This is a genomic window from Acinetobacter beijerinckii CIP 110307 (assembly GCF_000369005.1).
GTDB classification, from domain to species: domain Bacteria; phylum Pseudomonadota; class Gammaproteobacteria; order Pseudomonadales; family Moraxellaceae; genus Acinetobacter; species Acinetobacter beijerinckii.
Genome location: NZ_KB849764.1, coordinates 818,131 through 834,085 on the forward strand (window position 1 = coordinate 818,131; position 15,955 = coordinate 834,085).

The 15,955-nt window shown below is 39.1% G+C and carries 10 protein-coding genes; 1 reads left to right on the forward strand and 9 read right to left on the reverse strand.

Going from position 1 to position 15,955, the window contains the following annotated elements; translation table 11 throughout:
- Window positions 1–12: 12 nt before the first annotated feature.
- The 4 genes from F933_RS05490 to F933_RS05505 all read right to left on the reverse strand — a co-directional run bounded on the left by F933_RS05490 (window position 13) and on the right by F933_RS05505 (window position 4,422).
- On the reverse strand, window positions 13–555 hold the full coding sequence (locus tag F933_RS05490) for a molybdenum cofactor biosynthesis protein MoaE (RefSeq protein WP_005059112.1): 543 nt from the start codon (window positions 553–555) through the stop codon (window positions 13–15).
- A gap of 2 nt (window positions 556–557) precedes the next feature.
- Window positions 558–809: a MoaD/ThiS family protein gene (locus F933_RS05495; protein ID WP_005059114.1), complete on the reverse strand. Its 252-nt coding sequence runs from the start codon at window positions 807–809 to the stop codon at window positions 558–560.
- Window positions 810–830: 21 nt separating this feature from the next.
- Window positions 831–1,862 carry a GTP 3',8-cyclase MoaA gene (gene moaA, locus F933_RS05500; protein WP_005059115.1) on the reverse strand — a complete coding sequence of 344 codons (1,032 nt, stop codon included), beginning with the start codon at window positions 1,860–1,862 and terminating at the stop codon, window positions 831–833.
- Window positions 1,863–2,139: 277 nt separating this feature from the next.
- Complete coding sequence (locus F933_RS05505) at window positions 2,140–4,422, reverse strand: molybdopterin-dependent oxidoreductase (RefSeq protein WP_005059117.1); 2,283 nt, start codon at window positions 4,420–4,422, stop codon at window positions 2,140–2,142.
- 409 nt (window positions 4,423–4,831) lie between these two features.
- On the opposite strand from F933_RS05505, the gene F933_RS05510 reads away from it, so the two are divergent.
- The gene (locus F933_RS05510) at window positions 4,832–6,163 is read left to right on the forward strand and encodes a D-serine ammonia-lyase (protein WP_005059119.1); all 1,332 of its coding nucleotides are present in this window, start codon (window positions 4,832–4,834) and stop codon (window positions 6,161–6,163) included.
- A 41-nt stretch (window positions 6,164–6,204) separates the two neighbouring features.
- Here the strand turns inward: F933_RS05510 and mobA are convergent, their stop codons facing one another.
- The 5 genes from mobA to F933_RS05535 form a co-directional block, all read right to left on the reverse strand.
- Complete coding sequence (gene mobA / locus F933_RS05515; RefSeq protein ID WP_005059120.1) at window positions 6,205–6,834, reverse strand: molybdenum cofactor guanylyltransferase; 630 nt, start codon at window positions 6,832–6,834, stop codon at window positions 6,205–6,207.
- Window positions 6,831–9,611 (reverse strand): nitrate reductase, encoded by a 2,781-nt coding sequence (locus F933_RS05520; RefSeq protein ID WP_005059121.1) that lies wholly within the window; start codon window positions 9,609–9,611, stop codon window positions 6,831–6,833. The genes mobA and F933_RS05520 overlap by 4 nt, the downstream gene beginning before the upstream one ends.
- 86 nt (window positions 9,612–9,697) lie before the next feature.
- Window positions 9,698–11,317 (reverse strand): nitrite reductase small subunit NirD, encoded by a 1,620-nt coding sequence (gene nirD, locus F933_RS05525; RefSeq protein ID WP_005059123.1) that lies wholly within the window; start codon window positions 11,315–11,317, stop codon window positions 9,698–9,700.
- An 11-nt stretch (window positions 11,318–11,328) separates the two neighbouring features.
- Window positions 11,329–13,875 carry a nitrite reductase large subunit NirB gene (gene nirB / locus F933_RS05530; RefSeq protein ID WP_005059124.1) on the reverse strand — a complete coding sequence of 849 codons (2,547 nt, stop codon included), beginning with the start codon at window positions 13,873–13,875 and terminating at the stop codon, window positions 11,329–11,331.
- Between the two features lie 28 nt (window positions 13,876–13,903).
- Window positions 13,904–15,256, reverse strand: coding sequence for an MFS transporter (locus tag F933_RS05535; protein WP_005059125.1), 1,353 nt, complete (start codon window positions 15,254–15,256; stop codon window positions 13,904–13,906).
- Window positions 15,257–15,955: the final 699 nt, after the last annotated feature.

The following is a 15,955-nucleotide window of genomic DNA, read 5'->3' on the forward strand; positions in this document are numbered from 1 at the left end:
TACGTCCTAAATTTAATCGTGTGTATGGTCATGTGCACAATGTTCATGGTGCTGATGCGTTGTTGACTCTGATTTTGATAAACAAGAACTCAATGGTGTTTTCGTTTGAACATTATCAGTAGTATCTTTTCGAATACAACAGCCTTCAACATAATGACTCGTTCCATCGGTGAAAAATTCTTCTTTCCAAATTGGAACTTCATGCTTCACTCGTTCAACAGCTTCCTCGCAAGCTTGAAATGCTTCACGGCGATGCGCAGCATACGCAATTGCAATAATTGCGGTGTCACTCACATCCAAATAACCAATACGATGAATCACTCGAACATAAGAAACTTGATATTTATCTTTAATTTCCTGTTCTATCTCACGAATCATCTTTTCTGCGACAGGCGTGTAAGAGGTATATTTAAGTGCTTTTACAGATTTTCCTTCATGATGGTTTCGCACAGTTCCTATAAAAACATCAATCCCGCCACATTCAGGAAATGACTGAATAGGATCAAAAATATCTAAACTTAATGCTTGATCTTGAACTCTTGAAAACTCACGCATTTCTAACCTCCAGCAACAGGTGACAAAAGCACCACTGTGCATGATGAATTTAGTACGGTCTGACGTGTCACAATATCTTCACCTATCGCACAAGCACATTTATCCATCGCCTTGGTAGCATCTGGATAACGATCTACAATATGATTTAAGACATCTAAAATTAAACTTTCTTTAGCAAACTCAAATTGGAGTGGTTTGGGTAGTAATCTTTCTATCGCTCCAAAAGCTTCTATTTTAACTTCTATGGTTTGCATACCCTCTCCATACTTTTCAATCTATCCTCCAAGCATGTGCATACTAATTTTACGTACTTGTTGGTTTTGTATCGCGTGATAACCTTTAGCTTTATGCCAAATATACGGTTTAATTTTTTGATCTAACATTTGATATGACGGTTCAGACAAACCAACATGCTGTTTAATGGTATCCAACAAATCGTGTTTGATATTCAAACCTTGTTGAGCAAATAAACAATTGAATAGTTCACCTTGCGCAGTTAGACGAATACGATCGCACTCACCACAAAATGAATGGGTAATCGTCGAAATGATACCAATTCGATAATCACCATCTAATTGATATTGACGTGCTGGTTCATGATTTTGTTGAAGCAGCTCAATAGCATAATGAGGTTTTAATCGCGCTAATATTTCTGCTTCACTCACAACAGCATTTTTAGTCCAATGTTGATCACCGTCTAGAGGCATAAACTCAATAAAACGTAATGGGATATTTTTATCTTTTGCCCATCTCACCATCGGTAGAATTTGATCATCATTTTGACCTTTCATCAACACACAATTAATTTTAAAAGGGATTTCAGCTTTTTGAGCGGCTTTTATTCCTTCTATAACAGGATTAAGTTCTTTCTTGGTAAGCGCTTTGAATTGTTTTGCATCAAGACTATCAAGGCTGATATTTAAATCATCCAAACTAGCAGCTTTTAATTGATCAGCGTACTTCACTAGGTAATGACCATTCGTCGTCATTGAAATACGTTTTAAACCAATTTTTTTTAGTTGTTGTAAGTCACGAATGAAATGAATAACTCCTTGACGCATTAAAGGTTCCCCACCTGTAATACGAATATTCTCAATGCCTTGTTTCACCATATAAGTACAAAAGACCAATAGGGATTCGAAACTTAATAAGTCTTGCTTTCTCATCCATTCAGGATGTTCAGGCATACAATATACACATTTAAAATTGCAACGATCCGTCACCGAAATACGTAACTTACGCTTAATACGACCATACTGATCTTGTAAGATCGGTAAATTCGTTTCAGGTATTTCATGCTTCATCATATGCACTCATATTGTGAATTTTCTCATCTTGTTCAGCACAAGTTGCGTGCGTTTCTATTTTCCTGAACATATGAGAATTTTACTTAAGCAATTATTATTCCAATTTCTAAAATTCATCAATCATATAGTATGTGTTTAGTTGAATGAAGTTATCATTTTAACACTAGAGCAAAACCTGATGATTTATAGCAGATTATGGTTAAATGAAATTGCACTATTTCAAAACATATATAAATTTAAACGCAATAAAATAGTGCAAATAAACTCAATCCATCAACTATGCCGCAGGTTTCTCTAGTCGTACAGGCACATATTTATGATATGGGGTTTTCGATAAAGGATCGCAATGCTTTAACGAAGTTAATCGATTCAATTCAGGTCCGATCGCCTGACCTCCGTTATAACGTAAACCATAGCCATGCGGCAGCGAAACGACCCCTTTTCGCATTCCCTCATCAATCTCCACAACCACTGCAATCTGCCCATGTTCCGAAATACACTGTAATGAGTGACCTGTCTCTAAGCCAAAATGAATTGCATCTTCAGGATTCATTCTCAAGCGACCTTCTGCATCAACCTTACGCCATGCTGGATCACGGTAGATTTGGTTTGCGTTATAGCTACGGCGCTCACCTGCCAATAAGACAAATGGAAACTGATCACTTGTACCTTGAGTTTGTTGATTCAATTGTGCTAATTCAACCAACATTTCAGGGATTGCTAAATGAATCTTTTTATCTTTATAAGCAACCAAATTCCAGACATCATCATAGTTGTGTTTAGAGAGAATCACGCCTGAACGTTTTTGCAATATCGCTTGGAATAAGTTTACGCCTAGTGTTAAACGATTCCCTTTATAACCCGCTTGTTTGACAGCTTTATAATACTGAGCAGAATACTGCATACACAAAGGCAATAATAAAGCCGTTGATGCGGCATCATTTGGTAATGTCTGCCCAAGTGTTCGATAAACAATAGATGCCGCAAATGGGACTAACTTTTTATTTTTCACAAAACTGGCAGCAAGTGCAGCAAAATAACCTAGATATGCTGTCTTCGCAGAATCCTTTTGCGCGATCTTATTCAGTAAAGGAAACTGTTTTGGAATAGCACCCATTGCTTCAAGTAGGAGAGTATAGATTTCCGCTTCAGGCAGCGTATTGCCTTGAGCTTTAAAAAGCGGATGACGTAAATGGAAACCATTTTGTGGGAATTCCAAATTAAAGCCCGTAAATTCCCACTTTTCAAATTGACTATGCGCAGGCAATACATAATGGGCTAATCGTGCTGTTTCTGTCATCGCAACATCAACCACAACTAGCAACTCCAATGACTGGAATGCTTGTTCGTAAACTGCGGTATCTGGATAGGTGAGCAATGGATTGCAACTATCTACAAAGACTGCACGTACTCGCTTCTCGCCTGCTTTTAAAATTTCGTCAGGTAAAATATTTGGTGGAAAAAAACCTGATATTGGGAACATCTTATGATGAACCGTACGACGATATTTAGGATTACGCTCATCAGTATTGGTCAATATCGGAATAAACATAGTATGTAAGTTATTCGTTCCCTGTTTACCAAAATGCCCTGCGAGTAAATAAAGTAGTTTTTCCAAATATCCGTTTAATGTTGTGTTTAAAGTATGCTGAATCCCTAAATCAATACGAACACAACCACGCTTAGCTTTGGCAAAATCACGCACAATTTGATAGATCAATTCTACTGAAATATCTGCCTTCTCAATATATTGTTCAATTGGGATGGCTAAAAATGCTTGTTTAACTTGCTCAAATCCATGCGTATGCTTTTGAATAAATGCTTGATCATACAAATCTTCGCGCAACATGATCGCAATCATTGCAGACATTAAATAGGAATCTGTACCAGGTTTTAATTGCACATGGATATCAGCTTGCTTAGCCGTTTCAGTAACACGTGGATCAAAAACTACCATTGTTCGGTTTGGATCTTTCTTGATATGTTTTAAAGTATCACGAGCATTTGGAATACCATGTGCTTGAAACGGATTGGTTCCAATAAATAAAACATAATCCGCATATTCCACATCTTCAGTGGTATGACAGGATTGACTGCCAAACAAACGTCCATTTACCCAGAAATCACCAGTTTTCTCTTGAGCAAGTGAGTTATAGGCATAAAAGCTTTTCATTGCATACAAAAGTTGACGACCATAAGCCGCCCCTAGATGATTGCCTTGTCCACCACCTCCAACCGATGCAAATGCAGTTCCGCCATGTGCATCACGAATTTTAACCAATTGATCTGCGATTTCTTGGATCGCTTGATCCCAAGAAATTTCTTGAAATGAACCATCAGCTTGTCGCTTCAAGGGATGAGTTAAACGATCTGCATGTTGTTGATAATGCTGTAAACGCGCTGCTTTTTGACAAATGTAACCTTGTGAAAATGGATGCTGCTCATCACCTTTAATTTTCTTAAATTGATTGTTTTCAACTTCAACACTTAAACCACAGTTTCTCGAACATAAAATACAAGCAGTCACATCCTGTCTTGCAGCGTTAGTCGACATTGGCATTTTACTCTCCCTATGATTTGCGATCTCATCCACTAAAGGCCTTTTTGATTTTTAAAAAGCAAACAAGGTTCAACCTACAAATGATGAAAAAAGCACAACAAGCACTTATTTCGATTATTTTTCTGACTTTTTACTTATCCAAACATGATGTTCAATCCTAACAAATCATTTGGACAATGGCTTAAAATCGATCAAGTTCCAAAATAGAACTTATTTGAGTAAAGATCAAGTACAATGATCCGAAATAAAATTAAGAATCGATTAAACAGAGTTTTTATAAATGAATAAGGTTGTTGGTATAAAAATATAATTTTTATTGATCTAATCGCGGTAATACATGAATATCTAAAAAGAATGAAATTTCCACAATTACTCCTCTCTATAATAGAAAGATTTTATGAGCAGTCCAATGAATTCAAACCAAATTGAAACCCTTGTTGCACAACATCCGATTGTCGATGATCTGATCCAACTTAAAGAATCCATTTGGTTGAATCCAAATTTTACGACGCTAGAAAAGGGTTTACCTTTTGTTGGTCTTAATCAAAATGATATTGATGATGCACGTGATCGTTTAGCTCGCTTCGCTCCTTATTTGATGTCCGTATTTCCTGAAACTGAAATAAGTAAAGGAATTATTGAGTCCGAACTGGTTGCGATTCCAAAGATGCAACAAGCACTCGAAACTCAATTTAAACAAGATATCACTGGAAAATTATGGTTGAAAAAAGACAGTCATTTGCCAATCTCAGGATCAATTAAAGCACGTGGCGGTATTTACGAGGTGCTCTATCAGGCCGAAAAACTTGCCATTCAAGCAGGCTTATTAACAGTTGAAGATGATTATTCAAAATTAGATAGTCCAGAATTTAGAGATTTTTTTAGTCAATACAGTATTGCCGTTGGCTCTACAGGAAATTTAGGACTTTCGATTGGCATCATGAGTGCAAAACTTGGCTTCGATGTCACTGTGCATATGTCAGCAGATGCGCGTCAATGGAAAAAAGATAAATTAAGATCACATGGTGTGAGCGTAATTGAATATGCACAAGATTACGGTGTTGCAGTTGAACAAGGTCGTAAAGCCGCATTAAAAAATCCAAATTGCTTTTTTATTGATGACGAAAATTCAAAAACTTTATTTTTAGGATATGCCGTTGCAGGTGAACGCTTAAAAGCACAATTAAAATCTGAAAATATTACGGTTGATCAAGACCATCCTTTATTTGTTTATTTACCTTGTGGTGTTGGTGGTGGCCCTGGCGGTGTCGCATTTGGACTAAAAATGGCTTTGGGAGATCACGTACATTGTATCTTTGCAGAGCCAACTCATTCACCATGCATGTTGCTAGGTGTAGCAACAGGCTTACATGATCAAATATCTGTACAAGACCTTGGAATAGATAACATTACCGCAGCAGATGGCTTAGCAGTAGGACGTGCATCTGGGTTTGTAGGTCGAGCGATGGAAAGACTACTCGATGCTTTCTACACTCTGGATGATCAAAGCATGTATAAATTATTAGGGCTACTCAATCAATCAGAAGATTTAAAACTGGAACCATCTGCCTTGGCTGGAATGTTGGGTCCAATCTTAATCAGTCAGCACCAAGAATATGCTGCTATACATCAACTGACTGAACAACAAATGAATAATGCTAATCACATTGTTTGGGCAACTGGTGGTGGTATGGTTCCAGTCGAAGAAATGGAAATTTATTTGCAAAAATCCATAATCTAAACATCCATATCAACATCTAAATAAGAAAGCTTTTTAACCGATCAGTTTGAAACAAACATCTGTTTAAAAGCTTTCATCTGTTTGTATTGTTGAAGTTCGTCCAATGAATTGATGCTATGACAAAATAGACTTTGCTTTTGAAAGACTACGTGTTGAGCGTGTAGTTGTCTAAAAGTTTCTCTTAAACTTAATTTATTTGCAGCGAGCTGGTTTTCTAATATCGATAAACTCGCTCTTTTTAACAAGCAAAATGGATACAACGCATCGCCATTGATATTTACATACGCCACGGATGCTTGCGGATTTTTCTCTAAAGCACGATGCAGTTTTGCAAGCACTTGATTAGGGATATAAGTCACATCACAAGGAATAAATAATGCATATTCTGCTTGTACTCGTGACCATGCACTTTTCATTCCCATCAACGGTCCTAAAAAGCCTTGTTGATCATCAGAAAAACATTCAACATTCGGCTCTATGCTTTTATAGATCGAGCTATCACGATGGCTATTAACCCAAATCTGTTGCACTTCCAATTTAAAGTGCTGGCAAATTTTTGACAATTGAATCTGATCATCAAACTGTTGCAATAGTTTGTTCATCCCATTCATTCGTCGTGCCTGTCCTCCCGCCATGATCACAAGATCTGTAGCGGGAAAATCTGTATTCATGCTTCCACCTCCAACTGGCAGGTTTTAATCAAACCTCTGATCTCAGGTAAACAAGAACCACAATTACCACCCGCTTTTAGACAAGCTGTCACTTGTTTCTCATGGGTGATATTCTGCGTTTTAATCGCTTCAATGATCTTATTTTTACCTACTTTAAAGCAGCTACATACCAATGGTCCATCATTATTCGCGGCTGACATCGGCATACCCGCAAGCAGTGCTTTACGATGTAATGCACTTAAACGCTCACGTTTGAATAAACTCGCAACCCAATCACGGTCAGGCAACATATCCGATGGCGCAATATAAAGACTGGCAATCAAAATCCCATCTTTCAGAATGATGCTATGACTCATTTGTGCTGAAACATCTTCAATACTCAACCATTCATAGGTTTCATCTACAAAAGGCAAGAAACTTTTTAAATTCTTCTGCGTTTGATCAAAGTTGTGACGATCTGCAATTTCGAAACGAACTGCTTTGGCAATTTTAACTTTTGCCCACCATGCAAATGTTTGCAATGAGGTTTTGATTTGTTGTTCAAACCCATCTCGGACATACAAAACACCTTGCCATGTCGTATGGAATGGCTGAATCGCAACAGGTGTATGTTTAAACTCAGGTTCGCCTGATATTGCATCTACAACTGGATTAACTACTTTTCCGACACGGGCATCAGAGGCAACTTGCTCCGTCCAATGAATCGGTGCAAAAATTTGACCACGGCGCACGCCTTGAGCCAAAGTGACACGCAGGACACAACTGCCCCATTGCGACTTCACCTCAACCAATGCTTTATCACGAATACCAAATTTTAAAGCATCATTCGGGTGAATTTCACAGAAAGGTTCAGCTCGGTGAGTGGTCAGATTTGCTGATAAACCTGTTCGCGTCATGGTGTGCCATTGATCACGAATACGTCCTGTATTTAACACCAATGGATAATCTTCAGAAACTGCATGAACTGGATCAATTGCCACTGTCGGGATCAGTTTTGCTTTTTTGTTTCTATGGCTAAAACTGCCTCGATCAAATAATTGCTCAACTGCAACACTTTGACCTTTTTCCCACACAGGCCATTGCGTTGGGCGTAAATGATCGTATTCATCCAAAGACAAATTCATTAGCCCTTTTAAGTTGAAATAACGAAAGTTTTCAACTTGATCACGTTGATCTACACTGGCATTTTGATGCGCAGATAAGGCGGCGTGTTCATTAAAGATGTCACATGCGTTATTAAAATCAAAACCAGAAAAACCTAATTTTTTAGCAACTTCAGCAACAGCCCACCAGTCTGCTTTTGCTTGCTTTGGAGCAGGTAAAAAAGCTCTTTGACGTGAAATACGGCGCTCTGAGTTGGTTACCGTTCCATCTTTTTCACCCCAACCTAACGCAGGAAGCAACACATCCGCATAAGAGGTGGTATCTGTATCAGCACAAATATCTGAAACCACGACAAACTCACATTTGTTCAATGCGCGTTTTACTTGATCCGCATCAGGTAAACTCACCACTGGATTGGTTGCCATAATCCATATGGCTTTAATTTTCCCAGACTCTACGGCTTGGAATAAGTCAACTGCTTTTAGTCCCGCTTGATTGGCGATCACAGGACTGTTCCAAAAGTTTTGTACAAGTGTTTGGTGTGATGGATTATCGATGTCCATATGTGCTGCTAACATATTGGCTAAACCACCCACTTCACGGCCACCCATGGCATTCGGTTGACCTGTCATTGAGAATGGCGCAGCACCTAACTTACCAATTTTCCCTGTCAAAAGATGGCAATTGATAATGCTGTTAGCTTTATTAACCCCTTGAGAAGATTGATTCACACCCATAGAAAATAAGCTCACAACTTTTTCAGTGGTGGCAAATTTTTCGAAGAAGAATTTTAGCTTTTCTGCTGAAATTCCCGTACGTTTCACGACTGAGTCAAAATCAGCTTCAGTCTGAGTAGATTCGAGTAAAGTGTCTAAACCTTCTGTATGTGTATCGACAAAATGTTGATCAATAAAGTTATTCTTATATAAAAACTGTAATAAACCATTGAACAATGCGACATCTTGTCCAGGTAAAATTGGAAGGTGCAAATCTGCTTGTTCGCATGTACTGGTAAAACGGGGATCAACCACAACAACGAATAAATCTGGATTTTTACTTTTCGCCTGCATGATGCGTTGGTAAAGTACAGGATGACACCATGCAGTATTTGAACCCACCAACACCACCATATCGGTAAATTCAAAGTCTTCGTAACTTGCTGGCACGATATCTTCACCAAAAGCACGCTTATGCGCTGCAACTGCTGAAGACATGCACAGACGTGAATTGGTGTCGATATTAGCTGTACCTAGATAGCCTTTCACAAACTTATTGACGAGGTAATAATCCTCAGTCAATAGCTGCCCTGATACATAAAATGCCACACTGTCACGACCGTATTGATCGATACAAGCTTGGAATTGATCTGCGATTTTTTCTATGGCTGCATCCCATGTCGTTACCTTACGATGGTTCTTACGACCAAACATCGGATGCAAAACGCGAGTCTCTAATCCTAGAGTATCCGCCAAATTACTGCCTTTAATACAAAGGCGTCCAAAATTAGATGGATGTTCAAAATCACCAGCAACCTGAACCGTTGTTCCTTGTACTTTATGATTTACCGTTACATCAACACCACATCCAACCCCACAATAGGGACACGTTGTTTTTGTAATGATTGTTTCTGCTTGATCGGAGCGACTGTGTTCTAAATTTTGAATACTGTTCATGACTGCCCCTTCACCTATTTCATCTATGCCTGAATTTCACGTTCTGTTTGGGTTTAGGCACCGAAGAACCTAAACCCCAAAGATGATTAACCTGCTTTCTTCATTGCAAAATCCTTACCAAATAACAATTTATTTCTAAATGTTGAAATTGGTGTTTGATCTGCAATCAATTCCGCATACCACATGCCATCTTCAGTATCACCGAACAGTACCGCACCGATGACTTTATCTTTCTGAATAATGATACGTTTGTAAATTTGTCGTTTTTCATCATTCAGGATAATGTCTTCGTAATCTTCTTTCGGTTCAAAATTTCCAGCCGAGAATACATCAACACCACTAACTTTAAGCTGAGTCGGAACGGTTGGTGATTTGAAAGTCAAACTACCGTGTTCTGCCAAGTGTGTTGCACAGATAAATGCTTGTCCCCACAATGGTTCGACAAGGCCAAAAGTCTGATTACGATGCTCAATACATTCACCCACCGCATAGATACTTGGGTCAAATGTTTGCATCGTGTCATTAACCAAAATACCACGATTGCAACGTAAACCAGCACTTTGAGCCAAAGCAATATTTGGACGAATACCTACAGCAAATACGACAAGATCAGCATCCAACACTGTGCCATCTTTCAGACGTACTTGGTTAACATGGCCATCTTGACCAATCAAGGCTTCAGTATTTGCCTCAGTAATAATATTAATCCCTTTTTCTTCGATGCTTTGACGCAACATGCGACTCGCACGACCATCAAGCTGACGCTCCATGATACGATCCATCAGATGAAGAACCGTAACATTCATACCGCGTTGCTTGAGACCGTAAGCTGCTTCTAAGCCGAGCAGACCACCACCAATCACCACAGCATTTTTCTTCGTTTCGCAATATTTAATCATGGTATTAACATCATAAATATCACGGAAGCTGATCACACCTTTCAAATCCACGCCTTGTACAGGTGGGACAAACGGTGAAGAGCCTGTTGCAATAATCAGACGATCGTAATCGACACTTTCGCCATTTTGCGTATGCACTACTTTACGTGTACGATCGATTTTTATAGCAGGATCGTCAGCAATAAATTTAATGCCCTTATCGCTGTACCATGCATGTGGATGCAACATAATGTCATCAATGGTTTTTTCACCAGAAAGTACTGGTGAAAGCATGATACGGTTATAGTTACCCCAAGGCTCTTCGCCAATCACCGTCACATCATAACGATCAGGTGCCATGTCGAGTAAATCCTCTAGACAGCGCATTCCAGCCAAACCATTACCGATCAAAACGAGCTTCAATTTTTCTTGAAAAACACCATTATTGGTAATATAAGTTTTTTGTGGAATAGTACCTACCCAAACTCGACTATTTTCGATTTTGGTTGGAAACACAGAAAGCTTTTGATCTTTATCTTCTAGACATCGACCTGTTGCTAAACTGAAGTGTTGTTTGTAAATCGGTGAGGCAATAACACGCTCACCTTGCAAATCACCAATAATACCGCGCGCCATCACATTTGCTTGGCTAAACGGATCTTGATTACTTAATGCATAAATACGTTTTTCGTTCCCTACACGGAATAAAGCAACGGATTGACCTGCAATCAGTGCACCTACACCTGTATTGGGTGTGATGTCATCAAGATGACACACATCAATCCATTGATTTTCTGGAAGCATATTCATGTCTTTTAGATTTGTCATTTTGATTCTCCTTATGCTTCTACCATCGGGATACGATCAACTGAACGTTCAGCTTCATTTAATGGACGGATCTGATCACGCACTTCGGTAAATTGAATATATGGATCAGCTTGCTCTTCAGCGCTTGCGTTAATGTAAGTTTGGAAGCGTTTACGAATCTCAGGATTCTCTACCGCAGTACGCCATTCATCTTGATAAGTTCCAATGACATGTGCCATGCGATTTTCAAGTTCTTCTGCAAGACCAAGCGAATCATCGACAATCACAGCTTTGAGATAATCTAAACCACCTTCCATGTTGTCACGCCATACACTCGTACGTTGTAAACGATCAGCAGTTTGGATATAGAACATAAAGAAGCGGTCGATATAACGAATCAAAGTTTCAGTATCTAGATCAGAAGCTAAAAGCTCTGCATGGCGTGGTTTCATTCCACCATTACCACACACATATAAGTTCCAGCCTTTTTCTGTCGCAATGACACCGACATCTTTACCTTGTGCTTCAGCACACTCACGCGTACAACCTGACACAGCCATTTTTAGTTTGTGCGGTGAGCGTAAGCCTTTGTAGCGGTTTTCTAATTCAATCGCTAAACCAACAGAATCATCTACGCCATAACGGCACCAAGTACTACCTACACATGATTTCACTGTACGCAATGATTTACCGTAAGCATGACCTGACTCGAAGCCTGCTGCATTCAACTCTTCCCAAATAAATGGTAGCTCGTGCAGTTGAGCACCAAATAAGTCAACGCGTTGACCGCCTGTGATTTTGGTATAAAGGTTATATTTTTTAGCAATTTGACCTACAGCAATCAAACCATCTGGAGTGACTTCACCACCTGCCATACGTGGTACAACTGAGTATGAACCATCCTTTTGGATATTCCCTAAGTAGTAGTCATTACTGTCTTGTAGACCCGCGTGTGTTGGTTCCAATACAAAGTCATTCCAGCACGATGCTAAAATGTTTGCTGTCATTGGTTTACAAATATCACAACCGAGGCCATGACCATGTTGTTGGATCAAATCATCAAATGTTTTGATTTCATTGACACGCACCAAGTGATAGATCTCTTGACGTGAGTATGGGAAGTGTTCGCATACATGGTTATTAACCGTTACACCTTGACGTTGTAACTCAGACTTTAAAACTTGAGTAACTAATGGCGCACAACCACCACATGCCGTTGCTGCTTTAGTACATTTCTTTAAAGCACCTAAAGAGGTGGAACCATCACAAATCGCTTGGCAAATATCTGCTTTCGATACGTTGTTACATGAACAAATCGTTGCGCTGTCTGGAAGTAAATCAACACCACTACCACCCGCTTTCGCACCGAAATCAGCAAATCCTGGCATGATTAAGCTTTCAGGTGTTTCTGGTAATGCAATACCATTCAACATCATTTGTAAAAGATCATTATATTCTTTTGCATCACCAACAAGTACTGCACCCAGTAATTTGGTTTTGTCTGCATCGACAACGATTTTCTTATAAACCAAAGTATCTTCATCAGCATAGAAATAGCTAAGCGAATTCGGTGTCATGCCATGTGCATCACCAACCGATGCCACATCTACACCCATCAATTTCAACTTAGTGCTCATATCAGCACCAGCGAAACAATGTGTTTCTTCAGCTAAAATATGCTTGGCTGCAATACGTGCCATGTCATAGCCCGGCGCAACGAGACCAAAGATTTTATTGTCCCAAAGCGCACATTCACCAATTGCGTAAATATTTTCATCAGAAGTTTGGCAATAATCATTGATCTTGATACCACCACGCTCCCCAAGTGTTAAACCGCTTGAACGTGCTAATTCATCACGTGGGCGAATCCCAGCAGAGAATAAAATAATATCTGTTTCAAGTTCGCTACCATCGGCAAACTTCATTACATGCGTAGCGTCATTACCAGCTTCGATACATTGTGTCGCTTTTTGCGTGTGAACTTTTACACCTAAGTTTTCGATTTTACGGCGTAATACTTTACCGCCTAAATCATCAATCTGAACCGCCATCAAACGTGGAGCAAATTCAACCACATGGGTTTCTAAATTTAAATCACGTAAAGCTTTAGCCGCTTCCAAACCTAATAGACCACCACCGATCACCACACCAGATGTTGCATTTAAGCTTGCAGCACGGATCGCATCTAAATCTTCGATGGTACGATAAACAAAGCAATTTTCACGATCATTCCCCGCAATTGGCGGAACAAAAGCATAAGAACCTGTTGCGAGTACAAGTTTGTCATAACTGATGACATCACCCATGCTTGTTGTCACAGTTTGTTCTTTTGTATCAATTGCGATGGCTTTGGTATTTAGTCTTAAATCGATACCATGAGCATCGGCAAAATCGAAACGAGCAAGTGATAAATCTTTCGCTGATTTACCTGAAAAGTATTCAGTCAAATGTACACGGTCATATGCAATACGTGGTTCTTCAGCAAGAATTGTTATCTCTAATTCATCATCAGCTTTCTCTAAGATGGCTTCGACGAATTTATGACCCACCATACCGTGACCAATCATCACTAATTTCATTGTGTTTCTCCTAAAATCTAATCTGAGATTAAGCTGCGCTGTTTTGTTCTGAGCCACGTTCTAAAATCGCTTGTTCAAACAAGCGTTGTTCTTTTTCTTTATGCTCTACCGAAAATCGGATCAACATGACCGAACTCGCAGCAATGACCACCAAACCACCTAAAACCATTAAACAAGTTTGAATATCCAACATACCTTTCAGTAAGAAACCCGCTGCCACTGCACCAACGTTTCCACCAGCACCAATGATGCCTGCCACACCACCTAAAGCTTCACGATCAATGAATGGAACAAGCGCATAAGTCGCACCACATGCCATATGAGTAAATAATGCGAACACAGTCATCACTAGAATGGCCGACACAGCACCATTCATTTGTGAGAACAACATTAAGAAAAGCCCTTCGCCAAGGATTAATCCAAACAGTACTTTAGTACGACCATCCAAGCCTTTTTTAAGTGCAACTTTGTCTGAAAGAATCCCACCCAATGCACGTGCAAATAATGCGAGCAAACCAAAGATACCTGCTGCTAAACCAGCCTCTTTTAATCCGAAACTAAAGTGTTCGACGTAGTACATCGCAATGATGTTATGGATAAAGATTTCGATACCGAAACATGCTGCATAAGAGAAGAAGAGAATCCATACACGATAATTACGTGCAGCATGCATTAAGATTGCAAGGCCACCTTTTTTATCACTACCAACCACTACACCTTGTTCACGGAGCTCTCTAAAATCGCCTTGAGGACAATCCTGTGTCAACTTCCAGTAAAGGAAACCTACGATCACCATCATGACACCCGGTACAATCAGTGCAATTCTCCATCCCATTGTTTGCTCAACACCAAACATAACTAAAGCAGCAAGCAGTAATGGCATGAGTGCTTGAGTTGCTCCACCACCTGCATTTCCCCAACCTGCTGAAGCAGCATTTGCAGTACCTACGACATTTGGAGCAAACATGATGCTGGTGTGGTATTGAGTGATCACAAAACTCGCACCAATCGCACCGATAAGGAGGCGAAAGAAAAGGAACGATTCATAGCTATTTGCTGAAGCCACACCAAATACAGGAATGCTGCCAATAATTAACAAGGCGGTATATGTCTTGCGTGGCCCGTATTTATCGCACAAAGGACCAACAATCAAACGAACTAAGATGGTGATTGCGACTGCGGCAATATTGATATTTGCGATTTGATCTTTTGTGAGATGAAATTCACCTGCAATGACAGGCATTAAAGGTGCGCATGCAAACCATGCAAAGAAACAAACGAAGAATGCGAGCCAACTCATGTGGAATGCGCGCATGGTAGGTTCAGAAAAGTTAAATAACTTTATTGAAGTCGCTTTTTTAGCTGATAAATCTAAAGACATTGCCATCTCCCATACTGAACGTATACAGCTTTGTTGACACATCACTTTGTGCAAACAAATCGATCAGATCGGACATCGTTGGCCGTCTTGTAAACTTAAAAAGTCTTCTTTGACTCAATAATATTTAAGCAATTAGCATGCCATAAATTAAAAAATAAAATAGATAAAGTTATAAGTTTTTGATAATTATTAATTTATAGTGATTTATACATTTTACTAATATTATAGTTATTTGTTTTTTTCCAAGAAGATTTAGTCATGGTCTGTTTTAAAGCACAATTGATGCTGCATCAAAACAACACTTTTTTTGCACCACAAAAATACATTTTTAAGCGATTGAAACTCTATCTCTTCAATCTTCTGTTTATTTTATGGCTTCATAAGCACTTAAAAGGATGCTTTCTGCATTTGAAAGTCGTGCTAAGATTAAATATGTCCTGTTATGGCACTAATATTGCTTCAAAAAAACACCTACAGCACTTTATTCTATACGTGCATAAACTCATAGTTTGACTTATATCATTATGCCGAAACTCAAGATCGCACTTATTGACGAAAGGAAGTATTAAATTATATATGCATCTAAATGGGTCTAAATCAAACATTAAAGAGCATAAATATCATTAGTTTACACTATGTAAAGGCACTCTTCGATCTGTTTCAATCTGACAATAAAACGGGTAACATAACGGGTATCTT